This window comes from Paenibacillus mucilaginosus 3016 (assembly GCF_000250655.1).
Lineage (GTDB): Bacteria > Bacillota > Bacilli > Paenibacillales > NBRC-103111 > Paenibacillus_G > Paenibacillus_G mucilaginosus.
Genome location: NC_016935.1, coordinates 323804 through 349935 on the forward strand (window position 1 = coordinate 323804; position 26132 = coordinate 349935).

Genomic DNA, 26132 nt, shown 5'->3' on the forward strand with positions numbered 1-26132 from the left:
CGGAGGCAGCGGCATGCAGGGAGGTGCGGGAGGTTCTCCATATTCACCTGTTCCGGTAGGCCTGAGGCGAGCAGCCCTTGACTTTCTTGAACATCCGCGAGAAGAGAAGGGGATCGCGGTAGCCGACCGAGTGGGCGACCTCCGCGACCGACAGGCTCTCGCGCCGCAGCAGCAGACCGGCCTGCTCCATCCGGTACTGGAGCAGGAACTGCCGCGGCGGAACGCCGAGCGCTTCCTTGAAGAGCCGGGCCGCATACTTGCGGTCCAGGCCGAGCTCGGCGGCGAGCTCCTCCACGGTCATGCTGCGGGAGTAGTTGGTCTCGATGAAGGCGACCGCCCGGGCTACATAGCCTTCTCCCGCCGGGCTGCCGCCTCCCGGGAGAACGGTGTTCCGGGCGTTCTCCGCCCGGTCGACCAGCCCGCCGAGCAGCGCATACAGCGATGACAGGAGCCGGAGGTCCCGGGAGGCCGGCCGGCTGCCGGCCCCGATCATCTCCTCGATGAGCCGCCAGAGCCCGCCGCTCTCCTCATCGGAGCAGGTGAATACCGGCGATTCGGGACCGAGCCCCGCCCGGCTCAGGAAGCTGTCCGCCTGCAGTCCGTTGAAGGCGGCCCATGCATAGCTCCAGGGCTCGTCCGCATCCGCTTCGTAGTAAGCCACATCCTGAGGCCGGATCAGGAAGCCTTGGCCGGCCGTGACGGCATAGGTCCGTCCGCCCCGGCGGAAGATTCCCCGGCCGCGGCGGACCAGGTGGATTTTGTAATGATCCTTGAGCCCCGGGCCCCAGGAGTGTCCGGGAGTACAGTCCTCCGCGCCGCAGTAATATAATTTGAGCTCCATGCCGGGGACGGCGGAAGGAGCGGGGGTATACGTTCGTTTGCTGGATGGCATCGCAACACTCGTCCTCACTTGAGACTGCCTGAAATCATGGTGACATTATACTATATTTCGCTGACGTGCTGACATATGCCTGAGGAATGAAGAGAGGTACAATGGGGGGAGAGCGGCTGCCCGGACTAAGAAGCCGGTCCGGAGCTGCGGGAATGCGCCGGGGTCCTTTTGAGCCAAGATGCAAGCCAATCACAGATCGAACAGCCAACCACTATGAAGAATAAAGGATGGGATACCATGACGTACCTGGCCGAATCGAACCGCTATGAATCCATGAAGTACAACCGCTCGGGCCGCAGCGGTCTGCGGCTGCCGGCCATCTCGCTTGGCCTGTGGCATAATTTCGGAGGGATCGATACGTATGAGAACGGCCGCGCGATGGTGCGTCGGGCCTTCGACCTCGGGATCACCCACTTCGACCTTGCGAACAACTACGGTCCGCCTCCCGGATCGGCCGAAGAGAACTTCGGGAAGATTTTGGAGCAGGACCTTGCACCATACCGCGATGAGATCATCATCTCGACCAAGGCCGGTTATTACATGTGGCCGGGACCTTACGGCGAGTGGGGCTCCAAGAAGTATCTCATCTCGAGCCTGGACCAGAGCCTGAAGCGGATGGGCCTCGACTATGTGGACATCTTCTACCATCACCGTCCGGACCCGAATACGCCGCTCGAGGAGACGATGTCCGCTCTCGATCTGGTCGTGCGCCAAGGCAAGGCGCTGTATGTCGGGATCTCGAACTACCGCCCCGAAGAGGCGAAGGAGGCGATCGGCATCCTGCGCCGTCTCGGCACGCCGTGCCTGATCCACCAGCCGAGCTACTCGATGCTGAACCGCTGGGTGGAAGACGGGCTGCTCGATGTGCTGGAGGAGGAAGGCGTAGGCAGTATTGCGTTCTCCCCGCTGCACAAGGGCATTCTAACCGACCGCTATCTGAATGGGATTCCAAGCGACTCCCGCGCGGCGGGGCCGAGCGTCTTCCTGCGTCCGGAGGAGCTGACGGACAGCGTGCTCGGCAAGGTCCGGGAGCTGAACGCCATTGCCCAGGAGCGAGGGCAGAAGCTGTCGCAGATGGCGCTCGCCTGGGTGCTGCGCGGCGGCCGGGTCACTTCGGCGCTGATCGGCGCGAGCAAGGTCAGCCAGATCGAAGACGCGGTAGGAGCGGTAGCGAATCTGGAGTTCAGCGGCGAAGAGCTGGAGCGGATCGAACGGATCCTGCAGGGATAGTATTGCTTTCATACGGGGCCGGAGGCCGCAGAATGCTGCGGCTCACGGCCTTTTGCCTTTGTATTGACATGCCGGGGGAACTAACGGGAATGGAAAATCTATGCGGGAAGCCTATTGCCAAAACTAATCATATTAGTTATTATACTAACATCATTAGTTAATCAAACGGAGGCGATGGCGTATGCGTATGGAGCGCATCGATGGGCTGCACGGGATTACATTCTTTCCGGTATGGTTCCCTGTGAACTGTTACCTGGTGGAGGAAGAGGCGGAGCTGACGCTGATCGACGCGGCTCTGCCGATGAGCGCCAAGGGGATTCTGGCCGCGGCGGAGCGTATCGGCAAGCCGATCACCCGGATTGTACTGACGCACGCGCATGACGATCATGTCGGTGCGCTCGATGCGCTGCACGCCGCCCTGCCGGATGCGAAGGTCCTGATCTCCGCGCGGGATGCCCGGCTGCTCGGGGGTGACCGCACGCTGGACCCGGGCGAGCCGCAGATGCCGATCCGCGGCGGTGTCCCCAAGGGGGTGCAGACCCGCGCGGACATCACGCTGGCCGACGGGGACCGGATCGGCTCGCTGCAGGCCGTCTCTGTTCCGGGCCATACGCCGGGCTCGATGGCGTTCCTCGATACGCGGAGCGGGGCGCTGATCGCAGGCGATGCCTTCCAGACACGCGGAGGGGTCGCGGTATCCGGCAGGCTCGTGCCCTGGTTTCCCTTCCCGGCCTTCGCCACCTGGAATAAAGAAGCCGCGGTGGAGAGTGCCCGCCGCCTCCGGGACCTGAAGCCGTCGGTGCTCGCGGTAGGCCATGGACGGATGCTGAAGCAGCCGCTGGCCGCGATGGACCGGGCGATACAAGCCGCAGCTGCGGCACGGTAAGAGAGGAGCTGAAGAGAGATGGGAAGAGCAGGACTGGACAGCGGCAGCGTCCTTCAGGCTGCGGCAGCACTCGCTGACCGCGAAGGATATGAAGGCGTGACCCTCGCCGCACTTGCGGCTGAGCTGGGGGTCAAGACGCCGTCGCTGTATAACCACATCTCCGGCCTGCCGGGGCTGCGGAAGGAGCTTGCGGTCTACGGGCTGGTGCAGCTCCGCCACAGGCTGGCCGAAGCGGTGGCCGGCAAGGCGGGGAGCAGGGCCGTCCATGCGACGGGACTCGCTTATGTGGAGTTCGCGCGCCGGCACCCCGGCCTGTACGAGGGCATTATGCGGGCTCCCGATGTCATGGATGCGGAAGTCGAAGCGGCCGGAGATGCCCTGCTGCATCTGCTGCTGCAGGTGCTGGATGCCTACGGCCTGGAGCGGGAAGACGCCCTGCACACGGTCCGGGGGCTGCGCAGCCTGCTGCACGGCTTTGCGACGCTGGAGATGCGGGGCGGATTCGGGATGAGCCTGGACAACAACAAGAGCCTGGATCTGCTGCTCAGGACCTATTTGGCGGGATTGGAGCAATCGGTTCAAGCGGCGGAAGCGGGACCTTAAAGCGGGGAAGGACGTACACGAACACAGACGAAGGGACACGGCGTCCCTTCGTTTTTTTGACGTATCAGTAAGTAGCACTCGCTTAAGCTCGTGTCGGTCATCTGATCCGTTTCATAAACGCGTAAAGTCCTTACAGGACGGGGAAGCCGTTTATTTTGTTTGGTTTTCACTGCTCATCCATGGTCTACCCAGTGTCACAAATTTGACACACTTTTGAAGTTTTAAGAATGTGTAAATGAGGGTAAAAGGAGAGTACGGGATTTTACTGCTTTCCGATCCTGTTTTTTTTTGTCGATAGATAGGCTCCGGGAACCTGCCGAAAGAACCAATTTCCCCCATTTACATTTATTTTCATGTTATTTTCACATTTCTCATTTACAATAACTTAAAACCATTGCAATATCCGCATAGAGAGAAAGCAGCCGGAGGTGCGAGGGGCACCGGAACCGGCTGTGCCAGAAACGCGGGAAGATAAGGAGTGTGAGAAACGATGCGTCGTTCTTTGGACACCAAAGGACAGCCAAAGTCATCACGATCGAAGCTTGCCCGCGCGGGAAGAAACGGTGTCATTCTGTCGGCACTGTTGATCGTACCGGTTCTCTTGGTCTTTGGCATGGAATTCATTCAGCGGGGCAGCTGGGAGGACACCTGGACGTGGATCTCCGGCAACCGCTACCTGTTCGCGCTTAACGCGGTCATGACCTTCCTGGTCTTCAGTCTGCTCTACAGCCTCATCGGCAGCCTGCTGCCGGCGGTAGGGGTCAGCACACTGCTGCTTATGCTCGTCTCGATGATCTCGTACTTCAAGCAGAAGCTGATCGGCGAGCCCTTTTTTCCATGGGACATTTTCCTCAACAAAGAAAGCATGAACATTCTGCCGCTCGTTACCTCGAAGGCGGCGATGGTCCGGCTCGGGGCGGTATTCGGCACCGTGATCCTGATCTTCCTGCTCTCGCGGTGGGTGCCGCGGCTTCGTCCGCGTCCCGTTACGCGTCTGTCTCTGGCGCTCATGAGCCTGTTCATTCTCCATTCCTTCGGTGTGCAGTCGCCCTGGACACTCAAGGTGATGAGCGCAGCCGGAGCCAATGAGATCGTATGGAACCAGGGACAGAACTACGGGACGAACGGTCTCTCCCTGGCCTTCACCATGAATGTCAAAAATACGATTGTCCCCAAGCCCCCGGGCTACAGTGAGATGTCGATCGCTTCCATGGCCGAACGTCTCAATGAATTGGTAGGCGCTTCCAAAGCGAAAGCCGCTGCGGGCGAGAAACCCAACGTGGTCTTTATCATGAACGAAGCGTTCTGGGACCCTACGCTGCTGCCCGGCGTCAAGTTCAGCGAGGATCCGCTTCCGACCGTCCACCGCCTGCAGGAGGAATCGACGTCAGGCTATCTCCTGTCGCCTCAGTTCGGCGGAGGCACAAGCAACGTGGAATTCGAGGTGCTCACAGGCCAGTCGATGAGCTTCCTTCCAGCCGGTTCGGTGCCGTACCAGCAGTATATCTCGAAGCCGATCATGAGCATGGCCAGCTACTTCAAGGGGCAGGGCTACCGCAGTGCGGCGATTCATTCCTACGAGGGCTGGTTCTGGAACCGGGAGCAGGTGTACAAGCATATGGGCTTTGACAGCTTCCTGAGCAAGGAGGGGATGACGAGTCCCGAGTACAAGGGGGCGTTCATTTCGGACGACGAGGTGTCGCGCAGCATCCTGAAGGAGATCGACACCAACGAGGAACCGACGTTCATCTACGCGGTGACGATGCAGAATCACGGCCCCTATGACGACAAAAGATATGGGGAAACGGAGATTTCGGTGGAAGGCGAGCTGACCGACAGCGCCCGCGATGTGCTGCAGACCTATACGCAGGGCATCCGTGACGCCGACCGCAGCCTTCAGCTGCTCATCGACTCGCTGGAGAAGTCGGGGGAGCCTACGGTCATCGTATTCTTCGGCGATCACCTGCCGATGATGGGGTACGATTACGACGTCTATGTCCAGTCGAACTTCATTCACACCGGCAAGGCCGAGCAGTGGTCGCTTGAGGAACAGAAGCGCATGCACAGCGTTCCGTTCGTGATGTGGTCCAATACCGACCTGCCGAAGGAAGAAGTGCCGGTGCTCAGCAATTCCTTCCTGAGCGCGTACGTGCTGGACCAGCTGGACCTGCCGATACCGGCGGCTTGGGCCTATAATGTGGAGCTGGCGAAGAAGACGCCGGGGCTGCTGCGGTCCCTTGTGGTGGACTCGAATCAGGGACTGCACACGAAGGTGCCGCCATCGGCCGAGGAAGACGTGGAGAAATACCGCGAGCTTCAATATGACGAGATGTTCGGCAAGCAGTATCTTGCCAAATATACGGAGTCTCACGGACTGACCCGCCATGAAGGGCCGGTTCCGGGAGAGGACACGGCTTACGCCGCAAGCGAACGGGCAGCCCCTTAAGGGCTGTCCGTTTTTTTGCGTTTGTTGAAGAACAAAAAACTTGTCAACAATGTTGATGACGAAACCGGGTTTTCCTTTCATTGATGCTGAAAGCGCTTTTGCCTTAGTATAGCTCTACAGCCACTGCTGCTGCACCTAAGATCAAGACTTACAACCGGGGGGTATCCTAATGAGTACAACAGCAACACAGCCGGCTTCTGCCGGTGGCGGCATTCGAGTGAAGGTACAGCGGTTTGGCCGCTTTTTGAGCGGCATGGTGATGCCGAATATCGGCGCATTCATCGCATGGGGGCTGATCACGGCCCTGTTCATCCCGACAGGCTGGTTCCCGAACGAGGATCTGGCGAAGCTCGTCGGACCGATGATCACCTACCTGCTCCCGATCCTCATCGGGTATACGGGGGGTACGATGATTCACGGGGCGCGCGGCGGCGTAATCGGGGCGGTGACCACCATGGGGGTGATCATCGGCACGGATATCCCGATGTTCCTCGGGGCGATGATCGTCGGCCCCTTCGCGGCCTGGGTCCTGAAGCAGTTCGACCGGGCGGTGGAAGGCAGGATCCGTTCCGGCTTCGAGATGCTCGTCAACAACTTCTCCGCCGGCATCATCGGCGCTCTGCTGGCCGTGATCGCTTACCTGTTCGTCGGTCCGGTCGTGCAGGTGTTCAGCAAGGCACTGGCGTCCGGTGTGCAGGGTCTGGTCAATGCGGGGCTGCTGCCTCTGGCCAACGTGCTGATCGAGCCGGCCAAGATTCTCTTCCTGAACAACGCGATCAACCACGGCGTCCTGAGCCCGATCGCACTCGATCAGGCGGCCAAGACCGGCCAGTCGATGCTGTTCATGCTCGAATCGAATCCAGGCCCGGGCCTCGGGATTCTGCTGGCTTACTGGCTCGTCGGCCGCGGGAGCGTCAAGCAGTCCGCGCCGGGAGCGGTGATCATCCATTTCTTCGGCGGTATTCATGAGATCTATTTCCCTTACATTCTGATGAACCCTCGCCTGATCCTCGCGGTCATCGCAGGCGGCATTACAGGCACCTTCACCTTCGGCCTGTTCCATGCCGGGCTTGTCGCTCCTCCATCGCCGGGCAGTATCTTCGCCTTCATGGCCATGGCGCCGAAGGGCGGTCTCCTGCCGGTGTTCAGCGGGGTGCTGACCGGTGCGGCGGCTTCCTTCGCTGTGGCGGCGCTGCTGCTCAAGACCACGAAGCAGGAAGAGCAGGAAGAGAGCCTGGAGCAGGCGGCGGCCCGCATGAAAGAAATGAAGGGCACCCAGCCGGCGGCAGCCGTACCTGCTGCAGAGGCTGCAGCGGCATCCGAAGCGGCGGCGGCTCCTGAGGTGTCCCGCAAGGCCAAGGAAGACGTACGCAAGATCGTATTCTCCTGCGATGCGGGTATGGGTTCGAGCGCCATGGGCGCCTCGATTCTGAGAAAGAAGCTGAAGGACGCCGGTGCCGACGTCACGGTGATCAACACGGCGATCAGTGAGATTCCGGGGGATGCGGACATTGTCATCACCCACCGGTCGCTGACGGACCGGGCCAAGGCTCAGGCGCCGAAGGCGGAGCACATTTCGATCGATAATTTCATGAAAAGCCCGGAATACGACGAGCTGACGAAGCGGCTCGCCTAGCCGCAGGCTTCGGGCGGGAGGCCGGCTGCCGGGGATCTTCCCCACGCACCGGCCTGTCCCTGACTGAGGAAGGATGACGCCATGCGTGTCTCTACGAGACAACGACAGATCATACAACTGCTGCTGCTCCGCAGCGACGGCATCACCGCCGGCGAGATTGCGGAGGAAATCAAAGTGAGCACGCGAACGGTTCACCGGGAGCTGGATGAGCTGGAGGCCGTGCTCGCGGAGTACGGGGTGGAGCTGCTGAAAAAAGCGGGGAAGGGCCTGCTGCTTCAGGCTCCCGGAGAAGAGCTGGAGGCGCTCCACCGGCGGCTGTTCGAAGCGGTCCCCGAGGATTATACCGCCGAGGACCGGAAGGCCCTGATCCTGTTCATGCTGCTTCAGGCCGAAGAACCCGTGAAGCTGTTCGCACTGGCCCACAGCCTGAAGGTGACCGTGCCTACGGTTACGAATGACCTGGACGAACTCGAGGGCTGGCTTGCGCGGAGCGGGCTGACCTTGGTCCGCCGCAGGGGATACGGGGTGGAGCTGACCGGGGAGGAGGATGGCCTGCGCAGCATGCTCTCCCTGCTGGCGATGCAGCACCTCGATGAGGCGGACCTGTTCGGGCGCCCGGAGGACCTGGCCCGGGAGCCGGTGAAGCGCCGGCTGCTCGAGCTGATCGGCAGGCCGCATCTGAAGGCGGCGGAGGATGCGCTGTGGGCGGCCGACCGCTTGTGGCTGAAGCTGCTAGCAGAGCACGAATACGCGCGCCTGCTCATCCGAATGTCGGTCATGCTCGGGCGAATCCGGGAGGGCCGGCAGATCCGTGAGGTCCGGCAGGAACAGCAGCTCCCGGAGCACCTGCTGAAGCTGGCCGAGGAGCTGTCCCCGGCCCTCGGCGGTCTGCCGCCGGAGGAGGTCCGCTATCTGGCCGGGCTCCTGCAGCTGGCGGACACCCCGGACCGCCACGGGCTGGTGCCGGAAGCGAATCCCGGCTCCATGGACCTGGCGAAGCGGCTGGTCTCGGCCCTCGAGGCGGAGCTGCAGGCAGGCTTCGGCGAAGACCGGCAGCTGCTCGAGGGGCTGACCAGCCATCTGGAGTCGGCCCTGCCGCGCATCCGCGAGGGCTTTCAGATCCGCAACCCGCTGCTCTCCCAGATCCGGCGGGACTATGACCGCCTGTTCGTGCAGATCCGGGAAGCGGCGGATACCGTCCTGCCGGGTCTGCCGATCCCGGATGAGGAGATCGGCTTCCTCGTGATGCATTTCGGCGCCTCGCTGGAGCGGCTGAAGTCGCTGCGGCGGAGCGTGAGGGCGATCATCGTCTGTACGAGCGGCATCGGCTCCTCCAAGATGCTCGCCATCCGCCTCAACAAGGAGCTGCCGCAGGTGGAGATCATCAGTCATGCTTCCTGGTACGAAGCGGTCCGGATTCCGGAGGAGGAGTATGACCTTATCATCTCGACAGTGGATCTTCCGCTGGAAGAGCACCGCTACATTAAGCTCAGCCCGCTCCTGACCACAGAGGAATCGGAGCGTCTGCGCCGGTTCATCCGGGAGGTCACCCTGCAGCGGGGCCCCGGCCGCGGCGGTGTGGGGAGTCCTCCGGCCGAATCGCTGGAGCGTCTGCACCGTCTGCAGGCTTACCTGAATGAAATCGTGTCGATCGTCGACCAATTCCGGGTGCATGGACCGCTGGAGGCTCGCGGCGGGCTGCGCGGGATCCTGGAGGAGGCCTGCGGGCGTGTGAGACAGCGGGCGGAGATCACCGATCTGCCTGCGGTGGTGGAGCTTCTGCTGGAGAGACAGAAGATGAGCAGCCAGGTGATTCCCGATACAGGCATTGCGCTGTTCCACACGAGGAGCGGGCAGATCGGGACGCCTTCCTTCACGCTGTTCACCCTGCAGGAGGAGCTCCCGCTGAAATCCGGCGAAGGGGCCGGTGTGAAGCACCTGCTGCTCATGCTCGGTCCCCGGGAGCTGTCCAAGGAGAGCCTCGAGGTGCTCAGCGAGATCAGCTCGTTCCTGCTGGATGCGGAATTCGTTGAGCTTCTGAAGCAGGGGAGCGAGGAAGAGATTCGCCTGGAATTGTCGACGAAGCTGACGGAATTTTTTGAGAGTATTTATAAAACGGATAAGAGGAGAATCATACGATGAGCATACTGTCACCGAATAAAGTGCTGCTGAACGCCAAGGCCCAGGACAAAACGGAAGCGATCCGCATAGCCGGGCAGCTGCTGGTCGATGCCGGCCACGCCGCCCCGGGCTATATCGAGAAAATGCTGGAGAGGGAAGAGGCGCTGTCGACCTACATGGGCGGCGGCCTGGCCATTCCCCACGGCACCAAGGATTCCAAGGAAATGATCTCTTCGGCCGGATTGTCCATCGTCCTCTTCCCGGATGGCGTGGACTTCGGCGGCGACGAGCCGGCACATCTGGTCATCGGCATCGCGGCTGCGGGCAGCGACCATCTCGGCATTCTGACCAACGTGGCAATGATCTGCTCGGACGAAGCGAACATGGAGCAGATCCTGAAGGCGTCCTCCAAGGAGGAGATCATCCGGATCTTCGAGGAAGGGATGGGCGAATGAAGGCGGTCCATTTTGGGGCGGGGAACATCGGCCGCGGCTTCATCGGGCTGCTGCTGTCCCGCGCCGGCTATGAGGTGTGTTTCGTAGACGTCAATGAGATGCTGGTGTCCGAGCTGCAGCACAGAGGCGAATACACGGTCTCCCTGGCCAGTGACGGGCGGGAGACCTACCACGTGACGGGTGTAACCGCGCTGCATGGCGGAGACACGGACCGGGTCGCGGAAGCGGTGGCCGGGGCGGACCTCGTCACCACGGCGGTCGGCGTCAATATCCTGAAGCATATCGCCGAAGGCATTGCGAAGGGCGTGAAGCTCCGCCTGCAGGCCGGAGGCGGCCCGCAGCACCTGATCGCCTGCGAGAATGCGATCGGCGGCAGTGCGCAGCTCCAGGCGCATGTCTTCGGCTATCTGAGCGAAGAGGAGCAGCGGCTGGCCGAGGGCCGGCTCGCTTTCCCGAATGCGGCGGTCGACCGGATCGTGCCGCTGCAGCATCACGAGGACCCGCTTCACGTAACCGTGGAGCCGTTCTACGAGTGGGTCGTGGACCGTTCGCAGACGATCCCGGGTCTTCCGGAGATCCCGGGTGTGCATTACGCCGACGGACTCGAGCCCTACATCGAGCGGAAGCTGTTCACGGTCAACACCGGCCACTGCTGCGCCGCTTACATGGGCTTCCTGCACGGCAAATCGACGATCCAGGAGAGCATGGCCGATGAGCGCATCGCGGCCGAAGTGCGCGCCGTACTCGGCGAGACGGGCCGGCTGCTCACGGCGAAGCACGGCTTCGATGCGGGGGAGCACCAGGCTTACATCGAGAAGACGATGGAGCGCTTCCGCAACCCGCATCTGACCGATGAGGTCGCCCGGGTCGGCCGCTCCCCGGTCCGCAAGCTCTCGCCGAATGACCGTCTGGTCCGTCCGGCGCTGGGGCTGCATGACATGGACGTCCGTCCCGCGGCGCTGGCCCGGGCCATGGCGGCCGCGCTGAAGTTCCGGGCGGAGGATGACCCGGAAGTGCAGCAGATCCGGGCAGAGCTGGAGGAGCACGGCTTGTCCGCCGCGGTCAGCCGGTTCACTTCCCTTGCGGCGGACCATCCGGTGCACGCGATCATCGTCGAGCAGTACGAGGCGCTCAGCCGGGAGCTGGCGTAAGCTGCGCTTAACGCGCAGTTAGAGGTCGCTGCTTCGGCAGGTACAACGAAAGCTTGAGGATTGGACTGTAATGAAAATAGCGGAACTCCGATTCGTTATGTCCTCCGAAAGCGAAGCCTCATTGAGAATAAGGGAACTGAGGTTCGTTATTTCGATGCATAGGACGTCTGTCGGGGCAATTGGAAAGCAATAAAGCATCAGAGTTCCGCTATTGCTTGGGAAATAACGGGAAATAGTCGGATAAGGCATCCTAGTTCCTTTATTTCAGAGTTTAGCCCATTAGGCCGCACCTGCATTCTTGCGGGGAGCACGGTTAGCGGCATGCTCCATGCTTTGTGCTTGGATTCGTCCATAATTAAGGCCAGCCGTGATCGGCTGGCCTTTTTGGTGATAGCGGCCAGCCGTGGATGAGGATGAACAAATTCGCGGCTAACTGATCGCAGGAATGATGGCGGAAGGAGCGTTGGACCAAGCGGAAAAGGGTGCGCCGCAGGGTGGCCCTCTATGTCCGCTATTGGCCTATGATCTGCACAAAGAATGCACGAAGCGTGGCCTGTCGTTCGTTCGCGATGCCGACGTTTGCCCCCGCGCTGCTGCCCATGGGAATCAATGTATAGGATGATCGGTAATCCTAATCCGGGCAGGGCCGCCAGGCCGCTCCGCCCAAAAGAACCTGCCCGCTTCGTCATACCGGACCGAGACCGCCCCGAGCAGCCGATTCAAGGAGGAGGCGGCCAGCGTGTCTTCCTCCAGGGTATACAAGGTGCTCTCGGCTGCAGTTCCTGCAGTCCCGATGACATCTATGGTTCCGTTACCATCCGCGTCCGCCTCCACGCCATGGGCGTCAATCCGCAGGAAGAGGACCGGAGTCTCAGGGGTCGGATCCACATAGAAGGTGACCGGGCAGTTCGCCCCGCAGAAGCCGCTGATCTTGATCAGCTTGCGGAAGAAGGCGTATACCTCCCGGATTCCGATTATCCCCGGATCGACCAGTGGAAGATATCCGGCGGCGCCAATCTCATAGAGTCGGTCACCGCGGCGGAGGAACGAGGTCACCGCATCGGCTGAATTCCCGGCTATGCGCAGCTCGATGACGTCCTCCCTGAGGGCTCTGTTCGCGATGATGGCATAAGGCTCAATGGGCGTGACGGCGGGAAGAGGAGCGGGCGGATCGACGGGGATCCGGTTCAACGCCAGAGCGGAGACTTGAAGCGTAATGATTGCCGGCTCCGGGGCTGAGGGAGCGGGGGATACCCTGGAAGCGCAGCCGGGCATCGGCAGAAGCAGGGCCAGGGACAGCAGAAGGAAGCTTCGGCAGGTGACGAACATGGGCAGGGCTCCTCTGGGGAGTGAGTGAGGGCAGCACGGGCACGGGCCGGCTTGCTTGCTATACGTTGTAGACGCGGGGGCTGCCCATCAGGTTCATTCATCACATTGAATCCGGTGAATAACCGCCCGAAATCCATGCTCACTTTTCATCCCGGGAAGGAGTATGATACAATGTCCAGAACATTATGTGATCCACATGTAAACAAAAATGACATCTTAAGCTCGGCAGCGAGGGGGAAGAGCGTATGGATTTACGGAAGCTTCGGTTGGATGAACCGTCGTCAGGCACGTTCAGTGAGGAGCGCGACGAGTACGAGCGCGATTATGCGAGGCTGATCCAGTCGCCTGCGTTCCGGCGGCTGCAGGGCAAGTCGCAGGTGTTCGGCGCAGGCTCGGGCGACTATTACCGCACCCGGCTGACTCACTCGCTGGAGGTGTCGCAGATTGCCCGCGAGACGGCGCGACGGATGGGCAAGCTGTATCCCTTCCTGGGCCGGCGGGAGCATCCGGGCCTGATCCTGGACCCTGCGGTGGTCGAGTGCGCCTCGCTGGCCCACGATCTGGGGCATCCCCCGTTCGGGCACAAGGGCGAGGAAGTGCTGGACCGGCTGCTGGCCAAGGAGCACGGCATGAAGTATGAGGGCAACGCCCAGAACTTCCGGATTCTGATGTTCCTCGAGAAGCGGGCGGGCAGCGACAGCGGCCTGGACCTGACGGCTGCCGTACTGCTTGCGATCAATAAATATCCGTACTGTATTGAAGCCCCCGGGCGGCTCAAAGGGTGCTACGGCATGGAGTGGGAGGGCATCTCGGAGCTGCGGCGCAAGTGGAATATGCCCACGGGCTGTTCGACGCTCGAAGCGCAGCTCATGGACCTTTGCGACGATATCGCCTATTCCACCCATGATATCGAAGACGGCATACGGGCCGGGAAGATCGGGATGAACCGCACCTTCTTCGAGAGTGAGCGTCTTATCGAGCATCTTGTGCAGGAGATCGTCGACGACCAGGGGAATCTCGAAGTCGGCTGGGAATCGGTCGATATCGAAGGCATGGTTAGGCGGGTGCTGGAGGACTACCTGGCGCAGTGGGAAGAGATCTATGAGCAGTGCGGGCGGGAGTCGTCCCGGACTCGCCGGGAGATGAAGGCCCGCTGGGTGAGCACCTTCGCCGGGCGGGTAGGAATCATCGACGATACGGCCCGGGGCTGGAAGAAGGTCACCTTCGTCCGCGACGGACAGCAGGATCTGGAGCTCCTGCGGACGATGGAGATTCTGAAGAAGCTCGCCTGGGTGACGCTGATCAAGGACTTCCGTGTGCAGCGGCTGCAGAAGCGCAGCGAGATCATGATCAAGCGGCTGTGGGACAGCTTCAAGGTGCCCGAGCAGGGCAGGATGATCATTCCGCCGGACTGGATTGACAACTACAAGGCGCATCAGGGCAAGTGGACATGGCCGCGGTTTATTGCCGATTACATCTCGGGCATGACCGATGCTTACGCGGAGAAGGTCTATGCGGAGCTGTTTGCGAGCAAATCGGGCTCAATCTATGAGATGGACTGACCTGCGGGCGAAAGAAACCCAAGGGCTGCAGCACAAAAGGGTTCAAAAACGGGTCTGTACAGGGGCATTCCCCGCATATAATCAAGGAGCGGAATCGGCTGGCGCCGGACCGCTCCTTTTTGTGGATATATCCTGATTGGCAGAGGAGGCACAACGGTCCTTTGATCCTTCCCACACCGGCAAATCCCGAAGAGGCGAAGGAGAGGCATACGGAGCGGTTCCCGGCATGGCAGAGGAGGGAACAAGCATGATCGTGCTGCCGGAGAGCAGCTTTAGCGTCAGTGCGGCGGTGCAGATGCTGCCCCCGCTCGAGCGGGAGATTTATGAGCAGAAGCACGGCAGTCCGAACGCGTTTCATTACCCGTCGCTGGCGGCGCTGCTGTTCGAGCTGAAACTGAGGTCGGCGATCGTGGAGGCTGCCGTCCAGCTTCAGAAGAGCGATGCGGAGTTCGAATCGTTCAAGGATTCGCGGTGCAGCGAAGCCTACTGGATCCGCACGGAAGGAGGCGGCTTCCGGCAGAAGCCGGGGGTGCGCACATCCGAAGCGATCCGGGATATCTATATCAACGGCAAGGCTTACGCGTTTGAGTGCGCGACCGCCGTCATTATCGTGCTGTACAAGGCGGTGCTGGAGACAATCGGGGAGGAGGCCTTCGACCGGCTGTTCCGTTATCTCTTCCTGATGTCCTGGAACCATGATTCCCTGCTGCATCTTATCACGGTATACGGCAAGGGGGAGGTTTATCCGGGCGACGTCCAGTATGTGAAGAACCCGGACGTGGACCCCAAGGCGATCGAGTGGCAGGGAGAGAATATCGTGAAACTGCGGGGGGACCGCTATTTTGGTCACGGCGTGGGGATCGGGGATGTCGATATGTTCATCCGGAAGCTGAACCGGCACCGGCTGCCCGGCAGTACCGTATCCGCTTACCTGCTGGACGAGGCTACGTACCCGAACTTCCTGGCGCTGTTCGAAGCGGCGGGCACCGGACAGCTGCCGTCATATTTGCCGCAGCTTCCCATGCGTTCACACGGGCTGATCGTATCGCGCATCGGTACCCGGACAGCGATCTATTCGTAAGGTAGATGGGGGATTCCTCCTCAGGTGGGCATAACGGGCACTCTCTCTGCAGACACTAGCCCATAGCCCAAAGGGAGGGAAGTACGATGCCAGAAACGAATGACAGCCGGGAGCGGACAGCGCAGTCCGAACCCGCAGGAGACTCCTTCAGCGAAAGCCGTGAATACCAGCACGAACGCAATCCGGTGGCCGCCGCCCAGAAGCAGATGGCTTCCCAGGAGACCGCCGGTCTTCTGGATGAGCAGTAGCCGAAGAGCATCTACATGTTGAATGGCAGCAAAAAGACGCCATGTCTTGGGCAGCGGTCCCGAGGTATGGCGTCTTCTTTATGGTAGGCCGGCAAAAATATAAGAATGAATTAGTCCTTCAGCACCCAGCGGCAGGAGGAGAGCACATGATGCACGGCGTATGCGCCGGACTCCATGATCTCCAGGCCATTCAGCCGGAAGCCGAACGGGCAGCCGCCGTCGATGCCGATCTTGTCGCCGGCGAACCAGACCTCCGGGGTGCCGTGGATATCGACTGTCTTCGTGTGGCCGAAGACGACGGTCCGGTCCGCCGTCACCGGATGAGGCAGGAAATCCTCCCGGACGAGCAGGAACTCGCGCAGGGGCTGCTCGTGCCACGGCGTATACTGCGGATGCAGTCCGGCGTGCGCGTAGATATGGCGGTCATCTTCGGCATAATGAGGCAGGCTGTCGAGGAAGGCGAGGTGGTCCCCGAAGCGGGAGCGCACCGCCTCCGCCGCGGCTCCGAGCTTCTCGGCCAGCAGGGGATCCGCGGGGCCCTCCGGGAGCTCCGTGATCCCGTAGCTCTGCAGCGTCTGCAGGCCGCCGTGCTTCACGAACTTGTCCGCGTGCTCAGGGCGGCCGAGCATCAGGTCGACGAAGCGCTGATCGTGGTTGCCGCGCAGCGCTTCCGCACCGCCGCGGACCAGGCGCATCACTTCTTCGACCACGGCCCGGCTGTCCGGCCCGCGGTCTACATAATCGCCGAGCAGGAGCAGACGGTCGGCATCCGGGCGGTAGGCCATCTGCCGCAGCAGCGCCTGCAGCTCCGTAATACAGCCGTGAATATCGCTGATCACAAGGGTTCTTGTCATAGGGTTTCCTCCTGGCCGCAGACCGCAGTCTGCATCATGATGAATTTGGCTGCGCACTTGGCGCGGCACTGGCAGTGCTTGCTTACCCGCGGGAGCCGCTGAGCTCCTGCACATACCGGATGAGGCCGATGCCGATGAGCAGGAGGCCGAACAGGCCCCAGATCAGCAGTCCCCCGGCGAGCCGCAGGAAGGGCTCGAACAGGGAGGGGACCGTCATGACGAAGCCGACGGTCAGCAGGGCCAGGACGATCTCCACCCCGGCAAGGGTGAAGCCAAGTCCCATCAAGCCGTGGGCATCCGGCTTCCGCTCAAGCCGCCGAAGCGTCAGGAACGTCAGCAGAAGCCAGACCAGACCCCCGAGCAGGAACGGGAGCAGGTTGAAGCGGTAGGTGATGATGTTCCCTTCGCCGAGCAGCCCCTTCACCAGGAATTGGGGGCCGGTGAGCAGGTTGGCGGCCATGGGATAGAGACTTCCCTGGTCAGCGGGGTCTGCCTCTGCCGCAAGCAGGCCGGCGCCGAGGGTGAGCAGACCGTACAGCCCGAGGGAGAGTGCGGTCCATGTCAGTCGTCTTCGGGTCATCTTGCAGTCCTCGCTTCATGAATGAGATTTCCTTCCATTTACTATATCATGTCTGCGATCCGAAACGGACCCCCTTCTTTTGCTATAAAAGAGATTCAAACTCACTTTGGGGGAATATACAAGAAATTTCGCGGCATGTTTATGTAATATTAGTGTTTGGTTTCTGTCTGATGCTATAAAAACAACTTCCCATTTGTGCGCCGTTACAATTATTCGGTAAAACCATGTTAACAATATTGACGCAATCTGGACACTGGCATATGATCGGGTTGTAAAGGCGGGCCGAACGAAGGTTAGCGGAAGGAGAAAAGGACCCATGGCTCCGGAACAAGAAACCGAAATCTACAAAGCGATCAAGCAGGCGATCATCGAGCAGAAGCTGCGCCCCAATACGCAGCTGGTGGAGGAAGTGGTGGCCGAATCCTTCGGCGTCAGCCGGACCCCGGTGCGCAATGTCGTCCGCAGGCTGGCCAGCGAGAAGCTCGTGACGATAATCCCCTACAAGGGAGCCTTTGTCTCCTGTCCCACCATTCAAGAGGCCAGGGAAGTGTTCGACATGCGGCGTGTCCTGGAGTCCGCTGTGATCCACAAGGTATGCAAACTCTTGACGGAGGAGCAGTACGGTCAGCTGGAGAAGCTGCTGGAAGACGAACGGGAAGCCCAGGGCAAAGGGGATATTTTCGGGGCGATTCAGATCACCGGGGATTTCCACCTGAAACTGGCCGGATTCTCAGGCAGCTCGTATTACAGCCGATTCCTCGAGGAACTGGTCTCGTTAACTTATGTAATCATTGCCCTCTATGGAGAGCAAAAAACGAAGTGCTGCCAGGATCACCGGACGATCCTCGATTACATCCGTTCGGGTGATGCGGAGAAGGCCGAGAGGGCTATGCTGGCTCACCTGAGAGAGATGGAGGAGGCTCTGCGTTTTGATCAGGCGGGCAACCAGTCCCTGTCATTGACGGAAATTTTCAAATCCGGGATGCGGCATACGGTGAGGCGGTAACCCCTTATTTTTTGCCCCGGATTGTATACAATGTTGTATTTCTTGCTTGGGTGCCGGCAACACCGGGATCATCAAGCATCTCCATCCCAATGCCGAGAGAGGTGAGTTTCCTGTATGAAGCTGGTGGTAGAGCAGGTTGGCAAACGGTTCGGCGAGCGGGTCATCCTGAAGGATGTGTGTCTGAGCGTACGGGAGAACGAGTTCGTATGCATCCTCGGGCACAGCGGCTGCGGCAAGTCCACGCTGCTCAACATGGTCGCAGGGTACCTGTTTCCCGATGAAGGCGCGATCCGGGTAGACGGCCGGACCGTTGAAGGTCCTTCCAAGTCGCGCGGCATGGTCTTCCAGGATCATGCGCTGTTTCCTTGGTACAGCGTGCTCGAGAACGTTGCTTTCGGCCCGGAGGTGCAGGGCATGCCGAGGCCGAAGGCCAGGGAGCTGGCCGCCGAATTCCTGAGCCTGGTGGGGCTCGAGAGCTACGCCGCCCACTATCCTGCGGAGCTGTCCGGCGGGATGAAGCAGCGGGTGGGCATCGCCAGGGCCCTGGCGAGCCGGCCGGATATTCTGCTCATGGATGAACCCTTCGGCGCCCTCGATATTCTGACCCGGGATATGATGCAGCGGGAGCTGCGGAGCATCTATGAGAAGCTGAAGCCGACGATCCTGTTCGTTACGCACAGCATAAGCGAAGCCGTCAGCCTGGCGGACCGCGTGGTTGTCATGAAGCACGGGGTGATTGCCGATACGTTCGAGATCGGCATCCCGCATCCCCGATCCTATGATTCGCCGGGCTTCGGCGAGTACATGGCCCGGATCGAGAAGCTGCTGATGGACACGGGGGAGGGGGTTCCGGCATGAGCGAGCTGCAGAGTGCTGCCGTCCCGCAGAAGGATGCCGCCGTGCTGCCCCCGAAGAGTCAAGCTCTCAGGAAAGGCGGCCGGCCATCGGCGGCAACCGGGTGGAATATGGCCCCGTACGTGCTGTTCTTCGCGGTGTGGGAGATCTTCTCGAGGGTCAATGGAAGCCTGGCCCTGTTCAATCCGCTTTTTCTACCCGCTCCATCCGTGCTTGTGATCGAAGGCTGGGCCCTGGCGAAGACCGGCGTCGTCGCCGACAGTCTCCTCTCCAGTTCAATCCGCATCGCAGCCGGATTTATGATCGGGTCTGTCCTGGCGGTTGCCCTGGCCGTGCTCATGGTCAAGTTCAGCCGGCTTGAGCGCTGGATCTCTCCCGTGCTTACGCTGGTGAGTCCGATTCCGGCCCTGGCGCTGCTGCCGCTCTTCATCATCTGGTTCGGGATCGGCGAATTCCCCAAGGTGCTGCTCATCGCATGGACCACCTTCGTCCCGGTGCTGGTCAATACGCTCGACGGCTTCAAGTCGGTGCCCTCGACCTTGATCCGTTCCGCCCTCAGCCTGGGTGCGTCGGAGCGGCAGGTGTTCACCCGCGTCATGATTCCCTCGGCCGTCCCCAATCTGCTCATCGGCGCGCAGATCAGCCTCGGACTCTCCTTCTCCGCCCTGATTGTTGCCGAGATGATGGGGGCCGACTCCGGGCTCGGCTACATTATTGTGGATGCCCGCAACTACTTCAAGATTACCAATATGTTCGTTGCCATCATTCTGATCGGCATGGAATACAGCCTGTTCTCCTTCCTGCTGAAGCTGCTTGAGAGGAGGGTGCTGGCTTGGCGCAAGGGCGGTATGAGCGGGGCCGTCGAGAAGTAGGGGAAGGCAGCACACATACCAACGAGGGTGGAGGGAAATTCAATGAAGAGAAAAAACGGCACGGGTTCCATATTGGCGGCGGCACTGGTACTTCTGTTATCGGCATGCGGCACAGGCGGCCCCTCGGGCGGCAGTCCGGCGGCATCCGAGAAGGCGGTTACCGCCACCGGTACTGCGGAGGGATCGGGCGCTTTGGAGACCAAGGACATTACCCTGATCGGCGTCAGGGATGCGCAGATTTCTTCGCAGCAGATCATCGCGGATAAGCTGGGCTATTTTAAGGAAGCGGGACTGAACGTAACGAGCAAGCTGATCGAAAGCGGGCCGGATATCGGTCCGATGGTCTCAGGGGGAAGCGCTCCGGTCAGCATCCAGACGAACTTCATGGACATCATCCTGAAGTCGAACGGGATCGGAGTGAAGATCGTCGCCCCTCTCGCGCAGATTGCCGGCACGCAGGCCGTAGTGGGAGCCAAGGATCTTGACTTGAAGAGCGCCAAGGATCTCGAAGGCAAGACGATCGGGATTCCGAACGGGGCCGACGTGAAGATCGCAATCGATAATATGGGGAAGGAGCTTGGGGTCGATGTCAGCAAGATCAAATTCGTAAATCTGGCGCCGAGCGACGCAGTCGTCGCCCTCCAGAACGGCGATATTGATGCGATGGCCTGCTGGGAACCGTTCATCACCAAAGCGACCCAGGCCGGCGGGAAATTCCTCTTCAGCGGGACGAAGAGTGAGCTGCCGGAGAAGAAGGGCGATGTGAACTGGATGAGCGTTCATACGACGATGCAGGTAACGGATGCTTATCTCCAGAAGAATCCGAATACGGTCAAGGCCGTGCTGGGGGCTCTGAAAAAAGCGACGGATTATATCAATACGAACCGCGATGAAGCGATCAAGATTCTGGCGCCGGAGCTGCATCTGACCGAGGGCGAGCTGAAGGAGATCATGAACCGGAACGTCTACTCGATGGAGGCGGGCGATACGTATGTGAACGGGAGCAACGGCCCGGCCGTCGGCGCCTACCTGAAGTCGGTCGGGAACATCAAGACCGTTCCGGAGCCGGCGTCCTACCACGATCTCAGCCTGCTGCAGGCGGTTGATGCTTCCCTGGTCAAGTCGCAGTTCAAATAAGACGTCAGCCTCAAAAGGGCCGGGTCCGCAGAGAAGTGCGGTTCCGGCCCTTGTTGGGGAAATATCAGGGGGTATGGCGGCGGTCCTAGAAGGGGATATAAAACGGCTCCGCCGAGGGACGCAGGCAGTATTCGATGCGCTGGCGGAAGTTGCCCCAGGTGACTCTCTCCAATGCTTCAGGCAGAGGGAAGAAGCCGCTCTCCAGGCTCTCCTCCGTCGGAACCGGTTCTCCGCCTATGGGACGCCCCAGGAAGAGCGTGTTGCAGATGCTGCCCCTGACATTCTGGAAGATCCCGCAGAAGCGGACAATCTCGATCTCGACGCCGGATTCTTCGAGGGTCTCACGCACCGCGGCGGTGCCCAGCGATTCGCCTTCCTCCACCTGGCCTCCGGGCATCTCCCAGCCGCGTTGGGGGCCCCGGACGAGCAGCAGCTCTCCCCGTTCATTCAGCACGATGGCGGCGGCGGAGACGATGTGCTTCGGCGGCAGCCTCACGCCAACGCCTCCGTCTCGTCGGAGGGCTCCAGCGGAACATACACGTCCACTTCACTTGGCCAGAGAGGGCGCTCGAAGGAATAGAATTCCAGCGCCAGCGCCCGGATGTCCTTGCGCAGCCCATTGGCGAGCAGCCCGTTCTCGATATCGAGGTAAGGATCGCCGTCCGAGCGGATGGCGGCATAGCGGTGCGGAGGGACCGTGAAGCCGGTCATTCCGCCGGGAATCGCGTCCAGGGAGCTGACCTCCAGGCAGTAAAAATACGTGAACAGCACCTCGCTCGCATAGTGGGCACAGACATAGCGGGCAGGCTGTACGGCATGGCGAATCTCGTGCCGCCGGCGAATGAACTCTTCGCGGACACGGTGCACCGAACGTTCACCGTCTTTGCCGAGCTCGAACGGGATGGTGACGTGCAGGCCGATCAGCTGCAGCTTCTCGAGGGAGACCAGATGGATCCCCGGCTTCGACAGGATAGGTAGGGACATCGCGAAGACTCCTTTGCTTATGGTATGGGTTGGGGCGGCTGATCTGCGACGGCGGGCTGCGGCAGCGGTCGTGAGGCGGGAGGTTCGCAGCGGGGAGAAAGGACAAGGGTGAAGCACGCAGGTAAAACGGGTTAACTCCAAAATGTAAGCGCAATCATAAGTGAATGTGTCTTGGCTTCGATTGTCCGAAAGGTACCCCGGTGAGGAAGGGAACTGTTTCGCAAGAGGTAACTGGTTAATATATCCAATGGGACTATCATATCACAACCGGGGCCCCGCGGGCAAAAGCCCGCTTGTGAAAGCTTCGTGACCAGAGAGTGTGCCGTGCCGTATACAGCGGGGACCCTGGATAACTAGCCGGTCCGTATGTGCATCCCGCCCGATGTGCGCATGTTGAAGACCGCCGGGGCTGCTGTATCAGAACGAAGGAGCGGGAGTGGGGCAGCGTTAGAAATCCGGTTGAACCCGGCAGCGGCATTCTCCTGCGAGGGCAGGCGGCAGCGGCATCCCGGTTCCGTGAGAATGGGCGCACGGCAAAAGCCTCCGTCCGGCCGGGGCCGGAGGAGGCTTAAAGCTTCAGTTATTCGGTTGTCACGGAGAGGGCGGCGGAAGCGGTCGATTCGTTGGCCGCATCGTCTTCTGCTTTGACCGTGAAGCTGTAGGCGGTCTTGGAGGTCAGGCCGGTCACGGTAAAGGAAGTCGATGCCGTGCTGCCCACCTTGGTCGTCCCCTGATAGATGTTGTACTGCTTCACGAGATCGTTGTCCGTGCTGGCCGCCCAGGACAGGGTGGCTGTCGTGGAAGTAAGGCCCGTCAGGGCGACATCCTTCGGCGTGGCCGGAGGGGTCTTGTCGGACGTCGTCGCCGAAGCCACATTGCTTGCGGCAGCCTTGTTGCCTGTGGCATCCTTCGCACGGATTGTGATCTGATACGTCGTGTTCAGCGCCAGATTGCTGAGGGTATGGGACGTGTTGGTCGGGCCTGTCGTGGCGACGAGCACTGAACCGTTGTAGATCTCATAGGAAGCGACCTCGACGTCGTCGGTCGCCCGCGACCAGTTCAGCGTCAGCGATCGCACATTCTGCGACGATACGCGCAGATCCGAGACGGCCGCAGGCGCCGTCGTGTCCGCCGGGTTGATGTTCGGGCCGATGACCTTGTGCGGCACGTTCGTATCGACGGTCGTACCATTGCCGAGCTGACCGTTGGCATTGCGGCCCCAGGAGTACAGGATGCCGTCATTGCCGTAAGCGATGCTCTGGTTCTCGCCGGCGGCGATGGAAGCGATCGATGCGAGGCCCGGGATGGCGGCCGGCACGCTGCGGCTCGTGTTGTTGCCGTTGCCGAGCTGTCCGTATCCGTTGTAGCCCCAGCTCCAGACCGTGCCGTCGCTTTTCAGCGCCAGCGTGTGGTATGGGCCTGCGGCAATGCCCTTGATGCCCGTTACGCCGGACTGCACCGGTGTACTCTGGGAGATCGTCGAGGAGTTGCCGAGCTCTCCGTTGCCGTTATACCCCCAGGCAAAGACCGAGCCGTCCTTCTTGAGCGCCACCCCGTGGTAGTCGCCTGCGGCAATCGCCTTGACGTCGGTGAGCAGAGCCACCTGAACCGGTACGCTGCTGCGGGTCGTGGTGCCGTTACCGAGCTCGCCGTAGGTGTTCTGGCCCCAGCTCCAGACCGTTCCGTCACTCTTCAGGGCAAGGGAGAAGTCCTTGCCGGCTGCGATCGCCACGACACCCGTCAGATCCTTGACCTGCACGGGGGTGCGCTGGCTGGAGGTCGTGCCGTCGCCGAGCTGTCCGTAGCCGTTGTAGCCGAAGGCCCAGACCGTGCCGTCGCTCTTCAGCGCAAGGCTGTGGTTCTCGCCGGCCGATACCGCCGTCCAGTTCGTCAGGGTGGAGACCTGAACCGGACTGTAGCGGGTCGTAGTGGAGTCATCGCCAAGCTGGCCGTATCCGTTGTAGCCCCAGGTGTGCAGCGTGCCGTCGCTTCTCAGCGCCACGGTGTGATTCTCCCCGCCGGCAATCATCTTCATGCCGGTCAGGTTGATGACCTTGCCCGGCACGGAGGTGGAGTTCGACGTGCCGGTACCGAGCTGGCCGTGGCCGTTGTAGCCCCAGCCCCATACGGTGCCGTCGCTCTTGATGAACATGGTGTGGTTGCCTAGCAGGGAGACGGCGAGCGGAACCGCGCCGAGGGCTGCCGAGGTTACCGCGGTGACCGGCGCGCTCGCTGCCGATTCATTGCCTGCGGTGTCCTTCGCCTTGACCGTGAAGGTATAAGACGTGTTAGGGGAAAGCCCCGTAACCGTAAACGACGGCTCGGTGGAGGAGCCTGCCTTCGCGGTCCCGTTATAGATATCGTAGCAGGCAACCTTGACGTCATCCGTCGATGCCGTCCAGGCCAGCGATACGCTGGTGCCGGTTTTGGCGGTGACGGTGACATTGGCCGGTACGCTCGGTGCCTGGCTGTCGGCCACCTTCACGAGCTTCATGGCATCAAGCGGAACGGTATAGCCCGTGCTCGAAGCGTTCTTGCCGGTTACGGTGAAACGGAAGATCTTGAAGCCCGGGGAGTTAAAGTACACCTGTCCCCGGCTGTATTCCGTGATGGCCGACTGGGCGGCCGGCTTGTAGAAGTCGATCGGCGCCCCTTGGGCCGTGCCGTCAACCGTCAGCACCGCCGTGCCGGCGTTCGCTCCGGCCTTGCCGGCTACGCGCACTTCATAGCTGCCGGCGTTCGCTCCGGCCTTGCCGGCTACGCGCACTTCATAGCTGCCGGCTGCGCCTACGTTCAGGGCATACTCGACATAGTCGCCTACGGCGTTCGCGTTATAGCTCTCCCACTGGCCTCCGCTGGCGGCTGCGTCGGCGGTTAATGTCGTTGCATCGCCGGAATCGGCCTGCGGCGCCGACTCCGCTTCGAAGGTCAGCGACGTGGAGGAAGCGGCGTTTGTCGTGACCGCCAGAGGGCTGCTGGCCGGGGAGGCGTTGCCTGCGGCATCAAGCGCCTTAACGGTGAACGAGTAGGCCGCAGCCGGGGCAAGGCCTGTCACGACATGCGTCGTGCCGGTGACGGTAGCCAGCTTCGTGGCTCCGCTGTAGATGTCGTAGCCCGTGACCCCGATATTATCCGCAGCCGCTTTCCAGGAGAGGGAGACGGTCGTATCCGTCTTGCCCGTGGAGGTCAGGCCGGACGGGGCGGTGGGCGCCACATTATCGGCCGCACCTTGCGGCGTCAGCTTGATTGCGTCCAGAGCGATCTTGTAGTCCGTGCTGGAGGCATTGCGGCCGGTGACGGCGAAGCGGAACTTCTTGGTGCCCCCGGCGGCGAAGGTGATGCTGCCGAACGACTTCTCGGCGTAAGCGGCCGTCGTGCTGTAAGCATCGACCGGCGAGCCTTGGGCTTTGCCGTCCACGGAGAGCTGGACGATGGACCGGTTGTTGGCCGAGCGCACCAGGCCCGTGATCGCATAGGTGCCGGCCTGCGGCACGTTCAGATCGTACTCGATATAGTCGGCCACGGCGTTGGCGTTGTAGTACTCCCATTTGCCTCCGCTGGCAGCCGTATCGCTGTACTGTGTCGTGGCGTCGCCGGAGTCCCGCTGGGTCAGCAGCTCCGCTTCGAAGAGCAGCTCTCCGGCGGTCAGGGCGGCGATGGCCGGTGTGGTGACGGAGAGGCTCTTGCTGGCGGGGGACGCATTGCCCGCCGCATCTTTGGCCTTCACGGTGAACGAGTACGTGGTGTTCGGCGCGAGGCCGGTCACCGTATAGGAAGTGTCGGGAACGGAGGCGACCTTCGTTGCCCCTTGATAAATGTCGTAGCCGGTTACCTTCACGTTATCCGCAGCCGAGGACCAGCTGAGCGTCACGGAGCTGGCCGTCACCGCCGTGGAAGTCAGAGAGGCCGGTGCTGTCGGAGCCGTGGTATCCGTACCGTAGGTGGCCGCGGTGACGGAGCCATAGGTGGAAGCGGTAACGGTGGCGGAACCCGAGGCGGAAGGGGAGGAGGAGCCTTGGGTGTCCGTCCCGGCGGCACCGGCCGTGCCGAGAGACTGGGAGGCCAGCAGCAGGGAGCTGGCGATGAGGAGGTTTTTGCGGTTGGATGGTTTGGAACTCATGATCAGGTCATCTCCAATGTTCGTGAATTTGGGGTGAGGAAGGGGTAGAGGACTAGCGGTCTTGCGCGGGCGAGTGCGGTGGGT

22 protein-coding genes are annotated in these 26132 nt (G+C 61.3%); 15 read left to right on the forward strand and 7 right to left on the reverse strand.

Annotated elements, in window-relative coordinates; translation table 11 throughout:
• Positions 1 to 43 precede the first annotated feature (43 nt).
• Complete coding sequence (locus tag PM3016_RS01550) at positions 44 to 892, reverse strand: AraC family transcriptional regulator (protein ID WP_014368201.1); 849 nt, start codon at positions 890 to 892, stop codon at positions 44 to 46.
• Positions 893 to 1129: 237 nt separating this feature from the next.
• Here PM3016_RS01550 and mgrA point away from each other — a divergent pair, with 237 nt between their 5' ends.
• From mgrA to PM3016_RS01590, 8 genes are all read left to right on the forward strand, one after another.
• Positions 1130 to 2122: an L-glyceraldehyde 3-phosphate reductase gene (gene mgrA / locus PM3016_RS01555; protein WP_014368202.1), complete on the forward strand. Its 993-nt coding sequence runs from the start codon at positions 1130 to 1132 to the stop codon at positions 2120 to 2122.
• A 181-nt stretch (positions 2123 to 2303) separates the two neighbouring features.
• Positions 2304 to 3008, forward strand: coding sequence for an MBL fold metallo-hydrolase (locus tag PM3016_RS01560; RefSeq protein ID WP_014368204.1), 705 nt, complete (start codon positions 2304 to 2306; stop codon positions 3006 to 3008).
• An 18-nt stretch (positions 3009 to 3026) separates the two neighbouring features.
• Positions 3027 to 3611, forward strand: coding sequence for a TetR/AcrR family transcriptional regulator (locus PM3016_RS01565; RefSeq protein ID WP_014368205.1), 585 nt, complete (start codon positions 3027 to 3029; stop codon positions 3609 to 3611).
• 490 nt (positions 3612 to 4101) lie between these two features.
• Positions 4102 to 6057 carry an LTA synthase family protein gene (locus PM3016_RS01570; RefSeq protein WP_013914124.1) on the forward strand — a complete coding sequence of 652 codons (1956 nt, stop codon included), beginning with the start codon at positions 4102 to 4104 and terminating at the stop codon, positions 6055 to 6057.
• Positions 6058 to 6226: 169 nt separating this feature from the next.
• Positions 6227 to 7693: a PTS mannitol transporter subunit IIBC gene (locus PM3016_RS01575; RefSeq protein ID WP_014368206.1), complete on the forward strand. Its 1467-nt coding sequence runs from the start codon at positions 6227 to 6229 to the stop codon at positions 7691 to 7693.
• An 81-nt stretch (positions 7694 to 7774) separates the two neighbouring features.
• The gene (locus PM3016_RS01580; protein WP_014368207.1) at positions 7775 to 9835 is read left to right on the forward strand and encodes a BglG family transcription antiterminator; all 2061 of its coding nucleotides are present in this window, start codon (positions 7775 to 7777) and stop codon (positions 9833 to 9835) included.
• The gene (locus PM3016_RS01585) at positions 9832 to 10269 is read left to right on the forward strand and encodes a PTS mannitol transporter subunit IIA (protein ID WP_014368208.1); all 438 of its coding nucleotides are present in this window, start codon (positions 9832 to 9834) and stop codon (positions 10267 to 10269) included. The genes PM3016_RS01580 and PM3016_RS01585 overlap by 4 nt, the downstream gene beginning before the upstream one ends.
• Positions 10266 to 11420: a mannitol-1-phosphate 5-dehydrogenase gene (locus tag PM3016_RS01590; RefSeq protein ID WP_014368209.1), complete on the forward strand. Its 1155-nt coding sequence runs from the start codon at positions 10266 to 10268 to the stop codon at positions 11418 to 11420. The genes PM3016_RS01585 and PM3016_RS01590 overlap by 4 nt, the downstream gene beginning before the upstream one ends.
• Before the next feature lie 606 nt (positions 11421 to 12026).
• On the opposite strand, the gene PM3016_RS01595 is transcribed toward PM3016_RS01590, so the two are convergent.
• Positions 12027 to 12749, reverse strand: coding sequence for a hypothetical protein (locus PM3016_RS01595; RefSeq protein WP_014368210.1), 723 nt, complete (start codon positions 12747 to 12749; stop codon positions 12027 to 12029).
• 245 nt (positions 12750 to 12994) lie between these two features.
• Between PM3016_RS01595 and PM3016_RS01600 the strand changes: the two genes are divergently transcribed.
• From PM3016_RS01600 to PM3016_RS38370, 3 genes are all read left to right on the forward strand, one after another.
• Positions 12995 to 14311, forward strand: coding sequence for a deoxyguanosinetriphosphate triphosphohydrolase family protein (locus PM3016_RS01600; protein WP_014368211.1), 1317 nt, complete (start codon positions 12995 to 12997; stop codon positions 14309 to 14311).
• Between the two features lie 247 nt (positions 14312 to 14558).
• On the forward strand, positions 14559 to 15392 hold the full coding sequence (locus PM3016_RS01605; protein ID WP_014368212.1) for a hypothetical protein: 834 nt from the start codon (positions 14559 to 14561) through the stop codon (positions 15390 to 15392).
• A gap of 86 nt (positions 15393 to 15478) precedes the next feature.
• Complete coding sequence (locus PM3016_RS38370; protein ID WP_013914133.1) at positions 15479 to 15640, forward strand: hypothetical protein; 162 nt, start codon at positions 15479 to 15481, stop codon at positions 15638 to 15640.
• 110 nt (positions 15641 to 15750) lie between these two features.
• On the opposite strand, the gene PM3016_RS01610 is transcribed toward PM3016_RS38370, so the two are convergent.
• Together PM3016_RS01610 and PM3016_RS01615 are read right to left on the reverse strand one after the other, a co-directional pair.
• The gene (locus PM3016_RS01610) at positions 15751 to 16494 is read right to left on the reverse strand and encodes a metallophosphoesterase (RefSeq protein ID WP_014368213.1); all 744 of its coding nucleotides are present in this window, start codon (positions 16492 to 16494) and stop codon (positions 15751 to 15753) included.
• A gap of 82 nt (positions 16495 to 16576) precedes the next feature.
• Positions 16577 to 17074 carry a hypothetical protein gene (locus PM3016_RS01615; RefSeq protein WP_014368214.1) on the reverse strand — a complete coding sequence of 166 codons (498 nt, stop codon included), beginning with the start codon at positions 17072 to 17074 and terminating at the stop codon, positions 16577 to 16579.
• Positions 17075 to 17390: 316 nt separating this feature from the next.
• Between PM3016_RS01615 and PM3016_RS01620 the strand changes: the two genes are divergently transcribed.
• The 4 genes from PM3016_RS01620 (at position 17391) to PM3016_RS01635 (ending at position 20944) form a co-directional block, all read left to right on the forward strand.
• The gene (locus tag PM3016_RS01620; protein WP_014368215.1) at positions 17391 to 18080 is read left to right on the forward strand and encodes a GntR family transcriptional regulator; all 690 of its coding nucleotides are present in this window, start codon (positions 17391 to 17393) and stop codon (positions 18078 to 18080) included.
• Between the two features lie 114 nt (positions 18081 to 18194).
• Positions 18195 to 18938, forward strand: coding sequence for an ABC transporter ATP-binding protein (locus PM3016_RS01625; protein WP_013914137.1), 744 nt, complete (start codon positions 18195 to 18197; stop codon positions 18936 to 18938).
• Positions 18935 to 19807, forward strand: a complete 873-nt coding sequence (locus PM3016_RS01630; RefSeq protein ID WP_013914138.1) for an ABC transporter permease — start codon at positions 18935 to 18937, stop codon at positions 19805 to 19807. Before PM3016_RS01625 ends, PM3016_RS01630 begins: the two co-directional genes overlap by 4 nt.
• Before the next feature lie 42 nt (positions 19808 to 19849).
• Complete coding sequence (locus PM3016_RS01635; protein WP_014368216.1) at positions 19850 to 20944, forward strand: ABC transporter substrate-binding protein; 1095 nt, start codon at positions 19850 to 19852, stop codon at positions 20942 to 20944.
• Positions 20945 to 21029: 85 nt separating this feature from the next.
• Here PM3016_RS01635 and PM3016_RS01640 read toward each other — a convergent pair whose 3' ends face one another.
• From PM3016_RS01640 to PM3016_RS01650, 3 genes are all read right to left on the reverse strand, one after another.
• Entirely contained in the window at positions 21030 to 21440 is a 411-nt protein-coding gene (locus tag PM3016_RS01640; protein ID WP_014368217.1) for an NUDIX hydrolase, read from the reverse strand.
• The gene (locus PM3016_RS01645; protein ID WP_013914141.1) at positions 21437 to 21928 is read right to left on the reverse strand and encodes a GyrI-like domain-containing protein; all 492 of its coding nucleotides are present in this window, start codon (positions 21926 to 21928) and stop codon (positions 21437 to 21439) included. Before PM3016_RS01645 ends, PM3016_RS01640 begins: the two co-directional genes overlap by 4 nt.
• A gap of 580 nt (positions 21929 to 22508) precedes the next feature.
• Positions 22509 to 26048, reverse strand: a complete 3540-nt coding sequence (locus PM3016_RS01650; protein ID WP_148279648.1) for an RCC1 domain-containing protein — start codon at positions 26046 to 26048, stop codon at positions 22509 to 22511.
• Between the last annotated feature and the right edge of the window lie 84 nt (positions 26049 to 26132).

Coding starts and splice junctions, on each gene's coding strand:
- PM3016_RS01595 (WP_014368210.1), bottom strand. CDS start 12,749: ATGTTCGTCACCTGCCGAAGCTTCCTTCTGCTGTCCCTGGCCCTGCTT.
- PM3016_RS01635 (WP_014368216.1), top strand. CDS start 19,850: ATGAAGAGAAAAAACGGCACGGGTTCCATATTGGCGGCGGCACTGGTA.
- PM3016_RS01605 (WP_014368212.1), top strand. CDS start 14,559: ATGATCGTGCTGCCGGAGAGCAGCTTTAGCGTCAGTGCGGCGGTGCAG.
- PM3016_RS01590 (WP_014368209.1), top strand. CDS start 10,266: ATGAAGGCGGTCCATTTTGGGGCGGGGAACATCGGCCGCGGCTTCATC.
- PM3016_RS01645 (WP_013914141.1), bottom strand. CDS start 21,928: ATGTCCCTACCTATCCTGTCGAAGCCGGGGATCCATCTGGTCTCCCTC.
- PM3016_RS01580 (WP_014368207.1), top strand. CDS start 7,775: ATGCGTGTCTCTACGAGACAACGACAGATCATACAACTGCTGCTGCTC.
- PM3016_RS01565 (WP_014368205.1), top strand. CDS start 3,027: ATGGGAAGAGCAGGACTGGACAGCGGCAGCGTCCTTCAGGCTGCGGCA.
- PM3016_RS01650 (WP_148279648.1), bottom strand. CDS start 26,048: ATGAGTTCCAAACCATCCAACCGCAAAAACCTCCTCATCGCCAGCTCC.
- mgrA (WP_014368202.1), top strand. CDS start 1,130: ATGACGTACCTGGCCGAATCGAACCGCTATGAATCCATGAAGTACAAC.
- PM3016_RS01550 (WP_014368201.1), bottom strand. CDS start 892: ATGCCATCCAGCAAACGAACGTATACCCCCGCTCCTTCCGCCGTCCCC.
- PM3016_RS01625 (WP_013914137.1), top strand. CDS start 18,195: ATGAAGCTGGTGGTAGAGCAGGTTGGCAAACGGTTCGGCGAGCGGGTC.
- PM3016_RS01600 (WP_014368211.1), top strand. CDS start 12,995: ATGGATTTACGGAAGCTTCGGTTGGATGAACCGTCGTCAGGCACGTTC.
- PM3016_RS01575 (WP_014368206.1), top strand. CDS start 6,227: ATGAGTACAACAGCAACACAGCCGGCTTCTGCCGGTGGCGGCATTCGA.
- PM3016_RS01585 (WP_014368208.1), top strand. CDS start 9,832: ATGAGCATACTGTCACCGAATAAAGTGCTGCTGAACGCCAAGGCCCAG.
- PM3016_RS01630 (WP_013914138.1), top strand. CDS start 18,935: ATGAGCGAGCTGCAGAGTGCTGCCGTCCCGCAGAAGGATGCCGCCGTG.
- PM3016_RS38370 (WP_013914133.1), top strand. CDS start 15,479: ATGCCAGAAACGAATGACAGCCGGGAGCGGACAGCGCAGTCCGAACCC.
- PM3016_RS01615 (WP_014368214.1), bottom strand. CDS start 17,074: ATGACCCGAAGACGACTGACATGGACCGCACTCTCCCTCGGGCTGTAC.
- PM3016_RS01570 (WP_013914124.1), top strand. CDS start 4,102: ATGCGTCGTTCTTTGGACACCAAAGGACAGCCAAAGTCATCACGATCG.
- PM3016_RS01610 (WP_014368213.1), bottom strand. CDS start 16,494: ATGACAAGAACCCTTGTGATCAGCGATATTCACGGCTGTATTACGGAG.
- PM3016_RS01560 (WP_014368204.1), top strand. CDS start 2,304: ATGCGTATGGAGCGCATCGATGGGCTGCACGGGATTACATTCTTTCCG.
- PM3016_RS01620 (WP_014368215.1), top strand. CDS start 17,391: ATGGCTCCGGAACAAGAAACCGAAATCTACAAAGCGATCAAGCAGGCG.